This is a genomic window from Ferroplasma sp. (assembly GCF_031200575.1).
Taxonomy (GTDB): domain Archaea; phylum Thermoplasmatota; class Thermoplasmata; order Thermoplasmatales; family Thermoplasmataceae; genus Ferroplasma.
This window is the reverse complement of record NZ_CP133597.1, coordinates 393,661-411,624: the sequence shown is the minus strand read 5'-3', so window position 1 is coordinate 411,624 and position 17,964 is coordinate 393,661. Positions and strand designations below refer to the sequence as shown.

The 17,964-nt window shown below is 40.5% G+C and carries 16 protein-coding genes; 9 read left to right on the top strand and 7 right to left on the bottom strand.

Annotation, left to right across the window (positions count from 1 at the left end; translation table 11 throughout):
- Positions 1–64: 64 nt before the first annotated feature.
- Positions 65–280 (bottom strand): transcriptional regulator, encoded by a 216-nt coding sequence (locus tag RE471_RS02325; RefSeq protein WP_309215168.1) that lies wholly within the window; start codon positions 278–280, stop codon positions 65–67.
- Positions 281–386: 106 nt separating this feature from the next.
- On the opposite strand from RE471_RS02325, the gene RE471_RS02320 reads away from it, so the two are divergent.
- The 3 genes from RE471_RS02320 to dph2 all read left to right on the top strand — a co-directional run bounded on the left by RE471_RS02320 (position 387) and on the right by dph2 (position 3,223).
- Positions 387–1,136, top strand: a complete 750-nt coding sequence (locus RE471_RS02320; RefSeq protein ID WP_309215167.1) for an MBL fold metallo-hydrolase — start codon at positions 387–389, stop codon at positions 1,134–1,136.
- A gap of 61 nt (positions 1,137–1,197) precedes the next feature.
- On the top strand, positions 1,198–2,193 hold the full coding sequence (locus RE471_RS02315) for an NAD(P)/FAD-dependent oxidoreductase (RefSeq protein ID WP_309215166.1): 996 nt from the start codon (positions 1,198–1,200) through the stop codon (positions 2,191–2,193).
- Positions 2,194–2,218: 25 nt separating this feature from the next.
- The gene (gene dph2, locus RE471_RS02310; RefSeq protein WP_309215165.1) at positions 2,219–3,223 is read left to right on the top strand and encodes a diphthamide biosynthesis enzyme Dph2; all 1,005 of its coding nucleotides are present in this window, start codon (positions 2,219–2,221) and stop codon (positions 3,221–3,223) included.
- Here dph2 and RE471_RS02305 read toward each other — a convergent pair.
- The gene (locus tag RE471_RS02305) at positions 3,205–4,407 is read right to left on the bottom strand and encodes a tRNA (N(6)-L-threonylcarbamoyladenosine(37)-C(2))-methylthiotransferase (RefSeq protein ID WP_309215164.1); all 1,203 of its coding nucleotides are present in this window, start codon (positions 4,405–4,407) and stop codon (positions 3,205–3,207) included. The genes dph2 and RE471_RS02305 overlap by 19 nt on opposite strands.
- 219 nt (positions 4,408–4,626) lie before the next feature.
- Here RE471_RS02305 and RE471_RS02300 point away from each other — a divergent pair, with 219 nt between their 5' ends.
- Positions 4,627–5,166, top strand: a complete 540-nt coding sequence (locus RE471_RS02300) for an Lrp/AsnC family transcriptional regulator (RefSeq protein WP_309215163.1) — start codon at positions 4,627–4,629, stop codon at positions 5,164–5,166.
- Positions 5,167–5,241: 75 nt separating this feature from the next.
- Here RE471_RS02300 and RE471_RS02295 read toward each other — a convergent pair whose 3' ends face one another.
- Positions 5,242–6,609 carry an aspartate ammonia-lyase gene (locus tag RE471_RS02295; protein WP_309215162.1) on the bottom strand — a complete coding sequence of 456 codons (1,368 nt, stop codon included), beginning with the start codon at positions 6,607–6,609 and terminating at the stop codon, positions 5,242–5,244.
- A 70-nt stretch (positions 6,610–6,679) separates the two neighbouring features.
- On the opposite strand from RE471_RS02295, the gene RE471_RS02290 reads away from it, so the two are divergent.
- Entirely contained in the window at positions 6,680–7,804 is a 1,125-nt protein-coding gene (locus tag RE471_RS02290) for an isocitrate/isopropylmalate family dehydrogenase (RefSeq protein WP_309215161.1), read from the top strand.
- A gap of 3 nt (positions 7,805–7,807) precedes the next feature.
- On the opposite strand, the gene RE471_RS02285 is transcribed toward RE471_RS02290, so the two are convergent.
- Entirely contained in the window at positions 7,808–9,619 is a 1,812-nt protein-coding gene (locus RE471_RS02285; protein WP_309215160.1) for a hypothetical protein, read from the bottom strand.
- Positions 9,616–12,288, bottom strand: coding sequence for an alanine--tRNA ligase (alaS, locus tag RE471_RS02280; RefSeq protein WP_309215159.1), 2,673 nt, complete (start codon positions 12,286–12,288; stop codon positions 9,616–9,618). The genes RE471_RS02285 and alaS overlap by 4 nt, the downstream gene beginning before the upstream one ends.
- 113 nt (positions 12,289–12,401) lie before the next feature.
- On the opposite strand from alaS, the gene RE471_RS02275 reads away from it, so the two are divergent.
- The 4 genes from RE471_RS02275 (at position 12,402) to RE471_RS02260 (ending at position 14,687) form a co-directional block, all read left to right on the top strand.
- Positions 12,402–12,920 (top strand): cytidine/deoxycytidylate deaminase family protein, encoded by a 519-nt coding sequence (locus RE471_RS02275; protein WP_309215158.1) that lies wholly within the window; start codon positions 12,402–12,404, stop codon positions 12,918–12,920.
- A gap of 115 nt (positions 12,921–13,035) precedes the next feature.
- Positions 13,036–13,575 carry an archaeal heat shock protein Hsp20 gene (gene hsp20 / locus RE471_RS02270; RefSeq protein ID WP_309215157.1) on the top strand — a complete coding sequence of 180 codons (540 nt, stop codon included), beginning with the start codon at positions 13,036–13,038 and terminating at the stop codon, positions 13,573–13,575.
- A 30-nt stretch (positions 13,576–13,605) separates the two neighbouring features.
- Positions 13,606–14,187 (top strand): ArsR family transcriptional regulator, encoded by a 582-nt coding sequence (locus RE471_RS02265; RefSeq protein WP_309215156.1) that lies wholly within the window; start codon positions 13,606–13,608, stop codon positions 14,185–14,187.
- Positions 14,188–14,270: 83 nt separating this feature from the next.
- On the top strand, positions 14,271–14,687 hold the full coding sequence (locus RE471_RS02260; protein WP_309215155.1) for an OsmC family protein: 417 nt from the start codon (positions 14,271–14,273) through the stop codon (positions 14,685–14,687).
- Here RE471_RS02260 and RE471_RS02255 read toward each other — a convergent pair.
- Both RE471_RS02255 and RE471_RS02250 read right to left on the bottom strand, forming a co-directional pair.
- Positions 14,684–15,700, bottom strand: coding sequence for a pyridoxal-phosphate dependent enzyme (locus tag RE471_RS02255; protein ID WP_309215154.1), 1,017 nt, complete (start codon positions 15,698–15,700; stop codon positions 14,684–14,686). The two genes, RE471_RS02260 and RE471_RS02255, sit on opposite strands and share 4 nt — an antisense overlap.
- A gap of 48 nt (positions 15,701–15,748) precedes the next feature.
- On the bottom strand, positions 15,749–17,947 hold the full coding sequence (locus RE471_RS02250; protein ID WP_309215153.1) for an elongation factor EF-2: 2,199 nt from the start codon (positions 17,945–17,947) through the stop codon (positions 15,749–15,751).
- Between the last annotated feature and the right edge of the window lie 17 nt (positions 17,948–17,964).

Sequence of the window (17,964 nt, the reverse complement as noted above, 5' to 3'; positions counted from 1 at the left end):
TATCAATTCATGGTTATAAAATAAATGTTATATTGAAGGCAGGGAGAGTATAGATAAAGTTTATCTACTTTATTATAAAATACCCTGCACTTTTCTGCCTTGCCACCCTTTTTACAACCTTTTTATCTATCAGTTCCTTTAGCCCTGCATTAACAAGGCCCTTCCCCAGTGATGCTTTTTTCATTATATCATCTGCTGTTTTCAGCTTTTCCTCTGAAACAGCTCCCATTGCCTTTAAGGAATCGTATATCTTTTCTGCATTGCCTGATAGGTCTGACATTATTGCCACCTCATAGTATATATTATATAAATATATAAATATAATTAAATCAATAATAAGGAATAAAATTGGATAAAAAAATATAGAAAAAACGTATGTAGAGTTTATGCTTAACTTTTATATGCTTTCCTCTGGAAGCAGGGGAAATTCCACTGTGATATGGGATGAAAATGACATGATCATAATAGACTGTGGCATTAGCCTGAAAAAATTTCTGGAGAAAACTTCCATGCTGGGCATTGATGACCTTGAAAAGTCCATATTTATTAGCCATGAACATTCAGACCATTCATCTGGTGCCAGGGCCATATCGAGGAAATTGCATGCAGATGTTTACTCACGGGCTAGAACACTGGATAAAATGAGATTTGAAAAGGGTTATGGCATAAACGGCGAGGTAGCCATAGGAAATTTCACAGTTACCCCGGTTTCAGTGAACCATGATGCTGTGGACCCTGTAGTATATATAATACGTAATAGGGGAATACGGATATCAGTGGTTTCCGATCTGGGAATTGTAAGCGATGAACTCCTGGATGAAATGAATGGTTCTGACATCATGGCCATTGAGGCAAACCATGATCCAGAGATGCTGAGAACCGGCCCCTATACGGAAATGCTCAAAAGGAGGATAAGAAGCGATCACGGGCATCTTTCCAATGAACAATCAGCCGAGGCAATAGGTATCTCTGCAGGGGATAATACAAGAATTATACTTACCCACCTGAGTGAAAAAAACAATACGCCTGATACTGCACTGGAAACTGTTAAGGCATATCTCTCCAACAGAAATAAAAGGTATATTTCCATAGAGACCGCATCACAGGATTTTGGCAGTACACTTTACAGGCTATAACCACCATAATGATAAATTAGATTATACCAAAGTTTTTGTATTGCATTTATATATTCGTGGCATGGAGGATTACGATCTTGTTATAATAGGAGCAGGTCCAACCGGACTTTTTGCCACGTTTCTTGCAGGGCTCAGGGATATTAAAAGCGTAACCCTGGAGGCCCTTGACTATACTGGTGGACAGATACCTGAACTTTACCCGGAGAAGATGGTATATGACGTTCAGGGTATACCACGGATAAATGCCACTGAGCTCAGGGATAAGATGTATGAGCAGGCAAAATTATTCGATGGTGAAATCAAGCTAAGCAGCAAGGTAACAGATATAATACCGGGTGATGATAAGTTTACCGTAGAGGTAAATGGGGAAAAGGCATACACATGCAAGGCAGTTCTTGTATGCACAGGCATAGGGGATTTCACACCAAGAAAAATTGGATGCCCTGGAGAGGAAGAATTCAAAGGCCGCGGTGTTGAGTACACAGTCAAGGATATAAACAGGTTCAAGGATCAGGTAGTCGCCATAGTAGGTGGTGGAGATTCCGCCCTGGATTATGCAAGTGAACTTGCAGGCACTGCGAAGAAGGTCTATGTCATTCACCATAGCGAAAAATTCAAGGCAGCTGAAAAAACACTGGACAGCGTGATGAACAATAAGGAGATATCATTGCTTATGAATAGCTCCGTAACAGAAGTATCGGGCAAGGATAGGGTCACCAGCATATCGATTTCAAATGCACAGGATAAGAGCGTACAGAAATTAAACATTGATTCCCTGATAGTTGCAATAGGGCATGTTGGCAAGGCAAATACATTCAAATCTGTAAATATAGAGATGAGCAAAAATGGCAGGAATATACTTGTAAACGATGAATTCCAGACAAATATAGAAGGCATATTTGCAGTTGGGGATGTGGCTACAATGCCAGGGGAGCCCGTACACCCAATCATAGCGATAGATGGTGGGAATGCCTATGTTGCCATCAACTTTATAAAGAAATATCTGACCCCCAATGCAACCATTTTCGGTGGCCACAGCTCAAATCTTAATATTTAAATAGATATAAAACGATAAGCTGTGAATGGATGTAGAAGAGGCTATAGAAGAGTTAAAGAATCGTAAGGCAGAGAAAATACTGCTTCAGATTCCGGACGGATTGAAACCGGAATCATTCAATATATTTAATAAATTTTCAGAACAGTTCAAGGTTATTATTAGCTCGCAGTCGTTTTACGGTGCATGTGATATAGGGAACATGGAGGTTTACAGGGATGTTGACTGCATCGTCCAGTTCGGGCATTCTGAGATCCCCAATATAAAATATACAAAACCTGTTATTTTTATAGAATACTATTATAAGACTGTGGAACTTGAAGATGATGTTTTTTCAATACTGGCGAAAGATGGGGTTTCAAATATAGGCCTTCTTTCATCCGTACAGTATTATAAGGAAATGCAGTATGTCAGGGAAAAACTTGAGAAACTTGGATACAATGTAATCATAGGCAGCGTTGATGGAAGGCTGAAATATCCCGGGCAGGTTCTGGGCTGCAATTTCAGTTCGGCACATTCCATATCGAACAGGGTCGATGCATACCTACTTGTGAGCACTGGCCTCTTCCATGGAATAGGTGCCCAGTTATCCACAGACAGGCCAGTTTACATACTGGACCTTAACCAGAAGTCCATAAGGAACATAAAACCAGAAATTGAAAGATTTCTCAGAAAGAGATATGCCAGGATAGAGCCAGCACTGGATGCAAAAAAATTCGCCATAATTATAGACACAAAAATCGGTCAGTACAGGAAGAAACTTGCGTACAGCATTTACGGGAAGGTAAAGGAAATGGGGAGGGATGCCATAATAGTAACGGCAGACAATATAAATCCAGTGGATATAGAAAATCTTATGTGTGATGCCGCTGTATTTACAGGCTGCCCGAGAGTTTCCATTGATGATGGTGAAAAATTCAGGATACCCATACTTACACCTATAGAATTCGAACAGATCTTCGGGTTCAAGAGCAATGACAGGTATATAATGGATGAGATAGTGGGAGTGGATTCCTATTCCCCGATAAGATAATTATTTCCATGCCCCACAATTTTACAGTTAACGTCCGTGTATTTTTTATAGTCTCCCTTCAGTACAACTGGCCTGTAATTAGAATCCCTGGCAACCATGGTTCCATTCTTACCCTCCTCAGTAACCATAACCCTTTCCTCCCTGCCGAGAAAACGATCAAGTTTTTTCTCCATCTGTGTACGGTGCAGATCTATGATTTCCTGGGACCATTCCTTGAGAAGGTTTGAATTCAATGGGGTTTTACTGTAATCTTTAGTGTAGGGCCTGGGGGAGAACCTGGTAACGTTTATAATATCAGGGCCGTAATTCTCAAGGAATTTAAGGGTTTTTTCGAAACCTTCCCTGGAATCATTGTAATATCCCAGTATTATATCCGTGGCCACTGACATATCTGGATATACATTTACGAATTTTTTCCACACGGCTTCCGCCTCCTCTATGGTATATTCACGGTTCATTGCCTCAAGTACAGAATTTTCTGCGCTCTGCACAGGAATATGAAGAAATTTGAATACCTTCGGGGATGCATATGCCTGAACAAGTTTATCAAGTATGTCATAGGTATTTCTGGGTTCGAGCATTCCAACCCTGAGGAGGAAATCACGATTTATGGAGGTTATGCTGTTCACCAGGTCAGCCAGATCTGTGCCTATATCCTTTCCGTAGGCTGCAGTATCAAGGGAAGAAATTCTTATTTCCCGTATATTTCTATCAAGCTCCATGTTTACCTGCTTGACTATCTTATCCACTGGCCGTGAGAGAAGTTTTCCCCTTGCTATATGGGAAATGCAGAAATTGCAGCTTCCAGTACATCCCTGGTTTATGGGTATCCCATCATATATGTCGGAACTGATTTCTATGTCATCAAGGGCACCCTCATAAAAGCTTCTGAACTCACGTGGCTTGATGACCCTTACGTTTTCAGATTCTATGGTATTGCCATTAACTGTGGCCAGGCAGCCCAGTACCTCAACCTTCCCAGATTTTCTTGACAGGGATGAAATACGCTTTACCATCCTGTCCTCTGTATGCTTTATTACAACGCATGTCCCTATAAGGCTCAAATCAGCATCCTCAGGATTATTAACCACCTGATTATTTTTATCCTGAAGCAATTTATTGAGATAAAGGGATGATTCGGATTTTTGCAATGTACATCCATATGATTCGAAATAGATTTTCACATTTTTTAATTACAATTACGTTAATAACAATTTTTATCCACTGCACGGATTTAATTTTTTAACATGAATCTGGAAACCTGCTGCCATGGCGGGAAATGCCAGTGCATTTGAATAATGTATACATATGCGGTCATATTAAGTGTTAATTTCGATATTCATAAATTATATATTTCATTTTGAATGTGAAAAAAGTTATATATTGCTTTAAAATATAATTTTATGACGGAAGAGAATAATTCAAGGAAGTCAGAGGATAATAAAAATTATGAATGTGACCTATCTGTTAGATGGGGGCATATAGACCCCTCAATTTTGCCATTTGATGATCTTGATAAGGAAATTATGTGTTTTCTTAGATATAATGCCAGAATGTCTAATGCCGAAATAGCAAAGATGCTTAACACAAGCGAGGCAACCGTAAGGAGGAGAATCAATGAACTTGTAAGAAGAAAAATTATAACGGGATTCTCAGCACTTGTGGATTTGCATGCTATAGAAAATAGCATAAAGGTATGCATAAGGATAGATACCGAGGGAGATAAACTGGATTCAATTGCAGAATCACTTGCCGCCAACCCGAATATACTTTCTCTGTACAGAAGGAGGGGGCAGAACCAGCTGCTACTCCAGGGGCTTTTCCTGAATCTCGAAACAATCCAGGAGTTTGAGGATAGCCTTGCAAGGAAGGATGGCATTGTAAAATATGACACAATGGTTGTTTCCAAGGCCTTCAAGAAAGACCCATGGGTCGGAATATAAATAAAATTGATATATAAATTTAAAAGCCAGGATGGGCAATCCTGATAATTATCATAAATGTATTACAAATTTCCTTTAATTGAGGAAATTGAATATTTCATTATACTTCTTCTCATCTATCTTCCCTGTTTTGAGCACAAGCTCCTTTATACTCTTTCCTGTTTCCAGGGATTCCTCAACTATTTTTGCCATGGTATCGTAGCCTAGATAGGGGTTCAGCAGCGCCGCAGATCCGAAGCTTCTTTCAATGTTTTCCTTTATTTTATTGCGGTCAGGGATTATTCCCTGTATAGCCTCCTCATCCAGCATTTTGATTCCGTTTGCAAGCCTTTCAAGGGACTTTGAAATCTCATAATCTATGTGTGGCATCATAACGTTGAGCTCCAGCTGGCCTGCTTTCACTGAAAGATTGACAGCCTGCTGTGATCCAGTGATAGAATGGCATATCATGTTCATTGCCTCGGCTATTGATGGGTTTATTTTACCGGGCATAATTGAGGAGCCCTGCTGTACTGCCGGCAGAACGATTTCATGAAGGCCTGCACCTGGCCCTGAATATAATAGCCGGAGATCATCAGAGATCTTGCTGAGATCCAGTGCCATGTTGGACATGGAATTCATTACCCTGGAAAAATCGGTCATGAACTGCATAATGCCCATGAGATTTTCACCGGGGCGGAAATTGAACCCTGTTTCTTCTGATATTTTCTTTACAGCGTTTTCCTTATAATTTTCCGGTGTGTTCGCCCCGTTTCCAACTGCGGTCCCGCCGATGTTCAGCTCCAGTATGTAATCAAGTGCCGATTCAAATTCCTTTAAATCGCGTTCCACGGCAAAGGCCCATGCATTGAACTCATCACCCAGGGTTACCCTTACAGCATCCTGCAGATGGGTTCTGCCCGTCTTATAAATGTTTGCAAATTCCTTGTATTTGGATTTAAGCGATTTTATCAGTGCCTCAGTGTTTTTAATTAATTTAGTGGATTTCAGCATAATGCTTACACGCATCATTGTTGGATAAATGTCATTGGTGGACTGGCTCATGTTAATTACGTCGTTAGGGTGTACGTATTTATATTCCCCCTTTTTATGATTGAGTGATTCCAGTACAAGATTTGCCAGTATCTCGTTTGTGTTCATATTGAAAGACGTCCCGGCACCGGCCTGGAAAACATCCACAACAAACTGTTCATCAAATTCACCGGAGATTAACCTGTCACAGGCTTTGCTTATGCTTTCATACAGTTCCTTGCTCAATTTCCCGCCAGTAAAATTGGCATAGGCAGCACCCTTTTTTACTATGGCCATAGCCTTTATGTGATCACGATCCCTGGATTTTATTCCGGATATGTTAAAATTGTTTTTAGCCCTGAGGGTATTTATCCCGTAATATATGCTGTCATCAATCTGGACATTGCCGATTACATCTGTCTCCGTTCTCATGATTAATAATGTTACCTTGGTATAAAAATATTTTAATCGAGATATTGAAAAAAATTATAAGCTGTTATGCATGGCACATTTAATGTATGTAAAATTTACAGATGCTGGAATGGTTGTCCCAGACATGCTCACGGTTGGATACATAGAGGGAGATGGCATAGGGCCTGAAATCACCGGTGCCATGATAGATGTAATCAATAGTGCCATTGAGCTAGCATATGGTGGCAGCAAATCCATAGAATGGCGGAAAATCCTCATAGGAAACGATGCGTATGAAAAATTTGGGATATACATACCTGATGAATCAATAAATGAAATCCAGAAGACATCCATAGTTATGAAATCCACATTGAACCTTATGCCGGATAACAGGGATATAAACACCATACTGAGGAAGCGGTTAGGGCTTTATGCCAATTTAAGGATGGTTAAGTATATTCCTGGCATGGAGATTCTGGTAAAATCCTTCGACAGGATCAATATTACTGTGATACGGAACTCCTTTGCAAGTAATCATGTTTTCTACCATTCATCAGAAAGCACGGACGACCTGATAAAATTTATTTCTGAAAATTATGATTTAACCATCACACCAGATTCAGGCATATACATGTTCAGCCAGAGCAAATTCAGGACCCTGAAGGTTGTAAAGCAGGCAGTAAATTACTATAAAAAATACGGCCACAAAAAAATAACAGTTGTGGATGATAGGGAAAATCCAGAATTTGGACAGTGGTGTTACGATGAACTGCAGAGGCATGATGGTATTGAGTTCGAAATGATCAAAACAAGGGAGTTTATGAAGAAACTTGTTGCAGAACCTGAAAGCCTGGACATTTTGCTGATGGATACTGTGCTCAGCAGATTTGTGCTTGATTTCCTTACCGGTGCTGTTAATATTGAGTACGGTGCGAGCCTTGGAGATGAGTGTTCCCTATTCGAGGCGGTGCAATCATCCTCTCCACTTGAGGCAGGATATGATGCCGCTGATCCACTCTCATTTATACTTTCAGGCTGTTCCATGCTCAGGCATATAGGATGGATTGAACCTGCCGATATAATAGAGAGGGCTATTACTGCTGCATTCCTTGACAATAAAATCCCGCGGGACCTTACAGGGAGGCAGGATGTAACACCTGTGAAATGCTCTGAATTCTCTTCAGAGATAATAAAGAGAATGGAAAAGCAGAGATAACCATTAGAATTCTGAATAGTTTTCCTGTATTGTCCCGGAATAGTACCATGTTAGGTTGAATTGAAATGTCCCGCCGGTTTCATTGGTGCCAGGCCATGTCTGCATATTTATGGGAGGAGGCAGGGGTGGCGATATCTGCCGGGGAAGTATGTGTACCGTTATAATCATGGCCATGTTATTTGATTCCAGTATTGCCAGTTTCCATATACCTGGAGTTGTGACCTCAAATTCCATTGTTGTGTTATTTTCCGGGCTAATTGTAAAGGTTAATCCGGTGAAGGGATCCCCTGCCAGATTTATGAATGTGTTCCTGGATGGTACCATCATATAAACGCCCATGTTGCCTGAAAAGGATAGCAGCGTTGCCTCCACTGGAGATGTGCCGTTATTGTAAAGGGTCAAATTGAAAGGTTCGTTCTGGTATTTTGTTAAAGTTAATGGCTCATCAGAGTTATTTACACTAATATTTTTAACCGGGTTCAGAAAATATACAGTCACGGTTTTATGAAATATTGAAGTACCGGTGTTTACAGTGATATTAAAATGCTTAATCCCGGAATAGTTGGATTTATATGTTATAAGTTCAAGTATGTATGTTACAGCTGTGGCATTATCTCTTTTGTGCCCCATTATAGAAAATTTTCCCGGGTGCACAGAGAATGAGGGTATGATGCGGGATCCGTGCTCATTTACTGTTATATTAACACTTACATTGTCCGGGCTCTGTTTATCTATAACGTAGTACGAATCAGGAATAATAACACTGCTGTTATTTGTATTATGGAATGGAAGTGGCGCAAACCCCAGAAGTATTATAATTATTATAATTATGGTGAGATACTTCGCATAATGCCCTGGCATGACAAGGTTATTCATTGGAAGGGCACCCTTAATTCCCAGGAGGAACAGAAGAACAACAAGAATGAGTATATACGGATACAGAATCGCGGCAAGAATCAGCAGGGCTATTGAAACATATGAAATGTACCTGAAGCTCCTTCCTGCTAACCCTGAGAATACCAGGCCCCCATCAAGGAATCCAGCAGGTATAGCGTTTATGGCAGTGGTTACAAGGCCGGTATATCCTGCCAGTGCAAGTGGGTCAGGAACAATTGATACAGGAATAAAACGGTCAATCAAAACTGGATAAATTACAGGAAAATTAAGATATGATATTGGAGACCTTACTAAACTGCTGTACTGTATAAATGGGGATGTAATTGAACCTAATGTTATAAGGATAATAGACAGGGCAAAACCGGATAATAGAGAAACGGTGCCCGCCATTACCATGGATTTTGATTCCCGGAACTGGCTTTTATTGGAGTTTATGGTTCCAAGGGTTCCAATTCCCGGAGATGGAACAAAAATTGGAAATCTATACTGTATGTGCCTTTTTTTCAGATACAGATATTTACCCCCTTCCCGTGTTAAAAGTACACCTAAAACAGGCACCGCATAGAGCAGTATACCGTCTAAAATTCCGCCATGAAATGAGATGTGTGAATAATAATCTGATGAATAGGAGTATCCGGCATATACCAGTGTTATTATTGAGATCAGGAACATGATAGTTTTAATGCCAGCCCTTTCCCTGCCGAGGTTTGAGCTATTTATGACTATTATCTGGCTATCAGGAAAGTCATTTGTAAATGCAGTAACACCTATCCTATCAAGGTCTGCCAGAAGCAATTCAAACGTCTTTTCGTTCCCTGGAGTATTTATGTGGAATATTATAGAATATTTAGTATTCTCAACATCCGAGAAGCCGTAATATTTTTTAACAATACCTTCTATGATCTGAGAATCTCTCATATTATAGCATCTACTAAAATCTCCTTTATTAACTTTTCACTTATTCCACTATCTGAGATTGCACTGAATAGTTTTTTATTTCTGGTCTTTTCCCTGATATGTATACCGTGCTCCAGCATGGACGATGACAGCCTGTTAACAACAGGCTCAATCCCTATTCCTGTTATTTCATTTCCACGGTTTATTACAATGGATTGTGAATTTTTCCTGAAAATTCCCTGTATCAGTAGGTTAAGTTCATCCCTGTCCAGATCGGTGATGTACAGGCTTATATTTCCTTCCATAGCAGGATTATTTATAATGCCCTCTATCTTTTCCTTTCTGTATTTATCTATCAATTTAATATTCTCAAGATTTTCATGAAAAATTTCCATTGAATGGCTGTAAACGTCCTTTAAATCTACCTTCATATATTCCTGCTCTCTCACCACTGTATCATGGAGAATCTGTACGTATCTCAATGCAGCGGGCCCGGCGGCGAATGTAATCCTCTGTATCCCTTCCTGTATTGTCTCGGTTTTCATAATTTTAATGAATCCTATCTCACCTGTGTTTTTCAGATGTGTACCACCGCAGCCCTCCGAATCTATGCCATCAATCGTTACAACCCTTATTTTTGAAGAGACAGGCACACCGCCCTCGAAGAGCCTGAAGCCATATTTCTCTATAGCAGGATTCCAGCTTACGTTAGCAACGGTTATTTTCCTGTTCTGTTCTATGGCCTCCAGGCACATATCTTCTATATTCCTGATATCCTCCAGTGTGATTTTTCTGTAGTGGGTTACATCTATTCTGGATTCATCAACATCTTTTTTGACACCGCTCTGCCATATATGCTCACCGAAATACTTTCTCATTATCCCGAGAAGCAGATGGGTTGCAGAGTGGTGTATCATTAACTGCCTTCTTCTGGCATAGTCAATTACGCCCTTTATCCTGGAATTTTGAGGTATATCACCATCGAGAAAATGCACTATGGAGTTGCCGTATTTCTGAACATCCGTGACATTTACCCTTTTCCCGTTTGCAATAAAGTAGCCTAGGTCACATGGCTGGCCCCCTCCTTCCGGGTAAAATGCAGTCTGGTTAGGTATTATTCTTTTATCGCCTGAATACAGTGCAATGGCAGTGAACTCAGAAATTTCCGTGTTGTCATAATAAAGGGGTCTGGTATGGACAGGAGGGTACTGTTCATGCTTTTTCTTCTTCACATTTTTCTTTTCATGCCCTGCAATAACTATTTCCTGAAAATTATCGGGCAGTTCCATGTCATTTCCAGTAATTTTTCTGTAGCTCTCTTTTATGAGTTCCTCATTTATGCCCTCAGATTCATACAGGGTGATCGCATCTTCCAGCCTCAATTCTCCTGATTTTATGTATTTTCTTACCTTTATTTCTGCACTTCTTGTTATCTCTTCATATTTTTCTTTTTCTATGGATATGATATCAGATATGAACCCCCTGTCATAATTTTTAATTATTTTTGAAAATACGCCGTACTGAAAATCCATTAGGTCCATGAAATCCTTTTTGAACCCTGTGTCCTCAATAAATTTCAGGGATCTCCTTATTAGTGTCCGCGCCAGATAGCCTACCTTCACATTAGATGGTATAACATAATCTGAAAACATCAGGAGCAGAGTTTTCGTGTGATCTGCGAGGGAATACAGGGCCCTGAGTTTTTTCAGCCTCTGGAGAAATTCTTCCCCCATTTGCAGATTATTCTCTTCCATATAGGGCCTTAACTGTTTCAGAAGATCGGATTCCCTGTATGGATCTATTTCGGCAGATAGCTCAGATATTTTTTGAATTATCTTATCATCAATGCCACTGACGGAGGAATTCCCCATTATGTGGCTGATGGTTTCCTGGAATATTGATTCATATACTGTGGGAGTTCCGGCGGAGAGCCATACCAGTCTTTCAAGACCGTACCCGGTATCAACGATCTTCAATGGCATGGGAGAATATTTGGTTCCTTCTATGTCTATATCGCCCTCCGGATCTTCTTTCAGATCCATGAAAACCAGTGTGGCAACCTCAAGTCCCCTAACGAAAACCTCAACTGCATTGCCCGCATTGCCACCACCGAACCATGGCTTTTCCTTGTATGTTATTATTTTACCATCTATACCAAGCCTGTCAGTCAAAAATCTGTATGAATACTCAACAGTTTCGTTTTTCCAGTAAACATATTTATCTTCATAATTGAATGCATCATGGCATAGCATCTCGAATGAGGTGAGATGCCTTCCGGTTTTCCCAACAAGATCCAGGTCAAGCATTCTTATACTGGGCTGTGACATTGCAATGGGATTGCCAGGAGGTGGTACCATGCCTGATGTAACCTGGGGCTGGAAGTCATAAATTGAGGCGTTTACAAGCAGCACATCCTCGCGCCATCTCGGAACAACCGGGTAAAAATCAAGGATTTTATGCTTCATGCTGCCTTCCCTGAAAAAGTTGAGGAATTCATCACGCATTTCGTCCAGCGTGTATCGCCGTTTTACAGGAGAGTTCCCTATAAATGAGTAACTTTCACATGCGGGGTCCCCACATGTAGTTTTACCCGGATCCGAAGTCCAGAAGTAGGATGAACATACTGAACATTGCTTCCTGATAAATTTATTATCCCTGAAAAAATCCAGATCAAATTCTCCCTGTGCCATTTTACATATAATGCATCTCCATAAATAAATATAATTGTCATGCTGATTATTTATATTAACTGTATTTCATAATGATAAACAATATTTATATTCTTATTATCTATTTATATAGCATGGAGGAAGAATTAAAGAGGCCCTCATGGGATGAATATTTCATGCGGATGGCATATCTTGCCGCTTCACGTTCTAACTGTACAAGAAGAAAGGTGGGGGCTGTTATTGTCAGGGACAATAATGTACTGGCAACCGGATACAATGGTCCACCAGCACATACTGTCAATTGTGATATAGTTGGCTGCATAAGAGACGAGTTGAATGTCCCCTCTGGGGAAAGGCATGAACTCTGCAGGGGATTGCATGCTGAGCAGAACGCAATAATACAGGCAGCGGTCAATGGATCATCGATTAAAGGATCAAAGATATATGTTACAACACATCCCTGTGTGGTATGTTCTAAAATGATTATGAACTCGCATATTGATGAAATCATATTTGCCGAAGGTTATCCGGATGACCTCGCAGAACTGATGCTTCTGGAAAGTGATATAAAGATCAGAAAATTCAATCTTTCGGACAGGGAGGTAGAATCCATGATCGGTGTCCAGTATATACATAAAACAGGCGAGGATTAATTTTTTACTAATTTTATATATATAATTTTATACTTATTTTGAATATAATAAAAATTTAAATATAAGTTAATAATATACAGTTAACAACTAAAGGTTGTTAACTGAGGTGATAATAATGAATGGAAGAAGAGATGATGACTGGGACGATATATTTAACGACATGTACGATGAGTTTGGCCTGGATATGAGAAAAATTAACAAGGAAATTGCCAGGTTCTGGGAATCCATAATGAAGGACGACTCGAACAGCAAGATAATGGGTCCGTACGTGTATGGGTTCAGCTATAAGGTCGGGCCTGATGGGAAACCGGTATTCCAGGAATTCGGAAATGTTCCAAGAAATTCTATTGGACAGAGAAACGATACCCAGGAAGGTTACAGGGAACCACTGACAGACCTCAACGAGGACAAAGAAAATGTGTACATAACCTATGAACTGCCGGGAGTGGACAAAAAAGACATAGACCTGATTGTAAATGAGAACAACATAGAACTGAAAGTTGACAAGGGATCCAGGAAATACTATAAAAATATTGAATTCAACACAGGCGTGGATATTGACAGTGTAATAGCAAAATTCACCAATGGCGTCCTTGATATAACTATTAAGAAGCTGAACAGCAAAAGCGGTGGAAAGGCAGTTAGAATAGATTAAATATCTATTTTTATTTTTTCGGGTGTTTTTATGGATGACGAACTATGGAATATTTTAATGGCACTGGAAAACGGTACCAGAAGGGAAATGCTGAAAACACTCGCCAATTATGATTCATATGCCCTTGAACTTAGTAAGATGATTGGAGTTTCCCAGCAGGCGATAAATAAACAGCTTGACATTCTGGAGAAACTGGGATTTATAACCACCAGTGGAAGCATCCCATCCACCATTGGCCCGCCAAGGAAAGTGTACAGGTCCATGGGCTTTTCAACCATTACCATAGATTATTCTAGAAATTTCATGGAAATCAAAAAGAGGGAGATAAGTTATCCTGACCAGGATACCGAAGGCGATACAATCAGCCTTATAGACAGGCTTAAATCGGTAAATGATGAGATAGAAACCCTGGACAGGAAAAGGAGTGAGGCTGTGGGAAGGAAGGATTTAATAATTGAAAAACTGCGGCAGCAGGCCTCAGAATACGATGGGTTTTACAGAAATGTGATTTATGAATACCTTGAAAAACTGGATTTCTCTGAAGTTGCTGAAGAAACTGGGCTGCCGGAGGATATGGTTGAAAGGATTATAGGGAAATTTATCTCACCTTAATTTATAATTTGCCTGTATCTGGTATGTGTCATATCCAAATTTCAAAGTTAAATGTTTTATATCAATGATATATATTGTGACATATGAAAGTATCTTTCAAGTTTGATAAGGATGTGGGCTTTATATCAGATGATGGAAAATATGATGTAAAAATAAAGAATTCTATTGTTGGAAATGATCAGTATCATTCACCCACAGAGCTTTTAATGCTGGCCATGGGCGCATGCAGCAGCGATGATGTGCTGAATATACTTAAAAAAATGAGAAAGGATGTAAAAAATTATAGGTGTGAGGTTACCGCTGAGAAAAGGGATACCGATCCAAAAATGCTGAAATTTGGAGAGATACATTATATCTTCGATGGAGATGTTGACCAGGATTCTGTAAAAAAGGCAATAAATCTTTCACTGGAAAAATACTGCTCTGTATCACTTACAGTAAAGAATGCAGGAATACCGGTATCCTACTGTTATACCATCAACGGAAAGGACTACCGTTAATTTTTCAACCCATTTCCAGTTAACACCAGCATGGATTTTCCATTGTAGTGCCCCTTCCTGTATGCAGCATATACCGTGGCGGAACTGTATTCTGTGTAAAAACCTTTCTGGGCAAGGTCTTTCCTTGCATTCATGATTTCACTTTCTGATACAGAAACACAGCTATTCCCACTATTCATTATCCTCATCATGAGCTTCATGAGTACCGGGCGCTTCGCCACAAGAGCATCTGCAATTGAGGAGAGGCTGTTATCTGGATTATACTGCAAACCGTTTGCCAGAGAGCATAGTGGGGAAATATTTTCAGGCTGCACTCCTATAATTTTTGGGATTTTGGCAATTTCCCCTGACATGTAAAGGTGGGAAAGGCCGCTATAAAGCCCAGATAGCAGGGTTCCCGCAGAGACCGGTACAAATATGTTGTCTGGCATCCTCTGAGATTGGAGGAATATTTCATATGCCAGCGTTCTTATCCCATCACGGAATTCAGGATTAAGTATGTGTGATGCGTAAAAACCCGGGGATTTTTCGGCAGCCTCCTGAACAGCATCCCTGGTACCATCAATCTTTATAATGCTGGCACCATAACTGCTTATCTGCCTGAGCTTGTTTTCATTTGCATTTCTGGGCACGTATATGTTTACCCTGTAACCCGCACGGGCCCCGTATGCCGCCACAGAGGCACCGGCGTTTCCAGATGAATCCTCATTTATTGCATCCACATGAAATTCCTTTTCGTTAGTTTTTATATATGATATAAGATTTCTTGTGCCACGGTCTTTATATGAATAGGTGGGAGAAAAATAATCCAGCTTGAGATATAGATTGCTGTCCAGATCAACAACAGGAGTAAAAACTTCGCCCAGTGTTATTCTCTCTTTAACATAATCAAAATTCAGATCCATGTTGTCAGAGAACTTTTTTTCTGGTATGATTTCAAAGGGTTCATTGCACACAGTGCATCTTAATTCATGTTTTATTCTTGGATGTCCGTTCAGACATATTGATTTCATAAAAAATGTAATACGTTAAAAAATAAAATACTATGCAAAAAATATGGTTTATAGAGATGAGTAATAGGTCTCGTCGTATGGTTCTGGCTTGAGTCCCTTCCTCTCCCTTATCTTGGCCACAATTCCAGCCTGCAGTTCATAGGGCACACGCTGGTATCCTGAGTTTTCTGAGCTCCATATGGCCTTTCCACCTGTGGCGCTTCTTATTGCTGAGGCAAATCCGATCATGCCGGATACAGGAGCGTTTGCTACTACTGTGATCTCATCACCGGTCTGCTGCATGTCCTCCACAACGCCACGCCTCTGCTGGAGCTCGCTTGTAACAGGTCCCATTAATTCCTGTGGCACGCTAATGTAAACCTTCTGCATGGGCTCCATAAGAACCCTTCCGGCCTGGCACATTGCACCGTATATTGAATTTCTGCCAGCCGGTATTACCTGTGCCGGGCCCCTGTGTATGCTATCCTCATGAAGTTTAGCATCCATGAGGCTTACCTTTAGTCCATATACCTTTTCATTTGCCAGTGGTCCCTTATCAAGGGATTCATTGAATGATTCTATTAAGAGCTCCATGGTCTCGTCAAGGTACTGTATTCCCTTTGTCATATCTAGCATTATATTGGCTCCGTGCACTGAAACCAGGCTTCTTGCCTCGTTATGATCAAGACCTGCCTCTTCCAGTATTGCTGCAACTGCTTTCTTATCCTTTATTTTGGATCCATCGGGTACCTTACCATCAAGTATTGCCTGGACAACACCCTCCGGCAGTGGCTCTACCTTGAAGTAGAATCTGTTATGTTTGTTGGGTGATTTTCCCTCAAATGGGCCCCCTACTTTATCAACAGTTTCACGGTATACAACAAGCGGTGCAGATGTAACAACGTCAACGTGATAATCATTTTTTATCCTGTACATTGTTATTTCCAGATGCAATTCTCCCATTCCAGATATAAGATGCTCACCGGTTTCCTGGTTTATATCAACCTGTATGGATGGGTCTGCCTTGGACACAGATCTTAAAACATCAATAAGCTTAGGAAGATCTGCAGTGTGCTTTGCTTCAATGGCAAGTGTAACCACCGGGTCTGAATAATGTGACATTGGTTCAAAATCTTCCATTTCTGGAATGGATGATACTGTTGAACCTGCTATTGCGCCCTTGAGCCCAACAACAGCCGCTATGTTCCCTGCTGCTATTTCATCTATAGATATCCTATCAGGACCCACCATCATGGATAGCAACTGAACCTTGGATTTTCCTGCTCCAGTAACATAGAGCTCACTACCTTTTCTTATTATTCCAGAGAAAACCCTGCCAACGGCTATTTCTCCTGCGTGCGGGTCTATAAGAATCTTGGTGATCATCATGCTCACGGGGCCATTATCGTCGCACATTTCCATGGCCTTCCCTATCTCGCTGTTAAGATCTCCATGCCATATCTGTGGTATTCTGTATTTCTGGGCTACTGCTGGATTGGGAAGGTTCTTAATTACCATATCCAGAACTACTTTATGTAATGGGGCCCTTTTGGCCAGTTCCTTCTGTTTGCCAGCTGCAACCAGATCTGCTATATCTTTGAATGTAACCTTAAACAGGCCCATGGCCGGAACTGAAAGTGCCCAGTTATGATATGCAGAACCGAAGGCAACTGTTCCATTTTTTACATTGACGAGCCAGTCGTTTGCAAATTCCTTTGGAGCATATTTTGTTATTAGCTTATTTACATCAGTAATAACTTTTATGAAACGCTTCTGCATTTCGTCGCCATTAAGCTTCAGTTCATTGATCAGCCTGTCAACCTTATTAATGAAAAGTACAGGCTTAACCCTTTCCCTCAGTGCCTGCCTTACAACAGTTTCTGTCTGTGGCATTACACCCTCAACTGAATCAACTACAATGACTGTTCCATCAACTGCTCTCATAGCCCTTGTGACATCCCCCCCAAAGTCAACATGCCCGGGAGTATCTATAAGGTTTATGAGGTACTCTTTTCCCTCAACTTCATGAACCATGGAAGCATTAGCCGCGTTTATTGTTATTCCTCTTGCCTGCTCCTGTTCATCGTAATCCAGCAGCAACTGTTTTCCAGCAAGTTCCTCGCTCATCATTCCTGCACCGGCAATAAGGTTATCACTGAGTGTAGTTTTCCCATGGTCTATGTGAGCCGCTATATCAATATTCCTTATTAACTCTGGATGTTCTACTAATTTCATTGCCTTTGCAACATTCTCTTCTTTTCGCCCCATTAATAACACCGTTTAAA

Bases quoted from the DNA above. Each gene is read 5' to 3' on its own strand.
- RE471_RS02325 (WP_309215168.1), bottom strand. From the start codon at position 280: ATGTCAGACCTATCAGGCAATGCAGAAAAGATATACGATTCCTTAAAG.
- RE471_RS02320 (WP_309215167.1), top strand. From the start codon at position 387: ATGCTTAACTTTTATATGCTTTCCTCTGGAAGCAGGGGAAATTCCACT.
- RE471_RS02315 (WP_309215166.1), top strand. From the start codon at position 1,198: ATGGAGGATTACGATCTTGTTATAATAGGAGCAGGTCCAACCGGACTT.
- dph2 (WP_309215165.1), top strand. From the start codon at position 2,219: ATGGATGTAGAAGAGGCTATAGAAGAGTTAAAGAATCGTAAGGCAGAG.
- RE471_RS02300 (WP_309215163.1), top strand. From the start codon at position 4,627: ATGACGGAAGAGAATAATTCAAGGAAGTCAGAGGATAATAAAAATTAT.
- RE471_RS02295 (WP_309215162.1), bottom strand. From the start codon at position 6,609: ATGAGAACGGAGACAGATGTAATCGGCAATGTCCAGATTGATGACAGC.
- RE471_RS02290 (WP_309215161.1), top strand. From the start codon at position 6,680: ATGGCACATTTAATGTATGTAAAATTTACAGATGCTGGAATGGTTGTC.
- RE471_RS02285 (WP_309215160.1), bottom strand. From the start codon at position 9,619: ATGAGAGATTCTCAGATCATAGAAGGTATTGTTAAAAAATATTACGGC.
- alaS (WP_309215159.1), bottom strand. From the start codon at position 12,288: ATGGCACAGGGAGAATTTGATCTGGATTTTTTCAGGGATAATAAATTT.
- RE471_RS02275 (WP_309215158.1), top strand. From the start codon at position 12,402: ATGGAGGAAGAATTAAAGAGGCCCTCATGGGATGAATATTTCATGCGG.
- hsp20 (WP_309215157.1), top strand. From the start codon at position 13,036: ATGAATGGAAGAAGAGATGATGACTGGGACGATATATTTAACGACATG.
- RE471_RS02265 (WP_309215156.1), top strand. From the start codon at position 13,606: ATGGATGACGAACTATGGAATATTTTAATGGCACTGGAAAACGGTACC.
- RE471_RS02260 (WP_309215155.1), top strand. From the start codon at position 14,271: ATGAAAGTATCTTTCAAGTTTGATAAGGATGTGGGCTTTATATCAGAT.
- RE471_RS02255 (WP_309215154.1), bottom strand. From the start codon at position 15,700: ATGAAATCAATATGTCTGAACGGACATCCAAGAATAAAACATGAATTA.
- RE471_RS02250 (WP_309215153.1), bottom strand. From the start codon at position 17,947: ATGGGGCGAAAAGAAGAGAATGTTGCAAAGGCAATGAAATTAGTAGAA.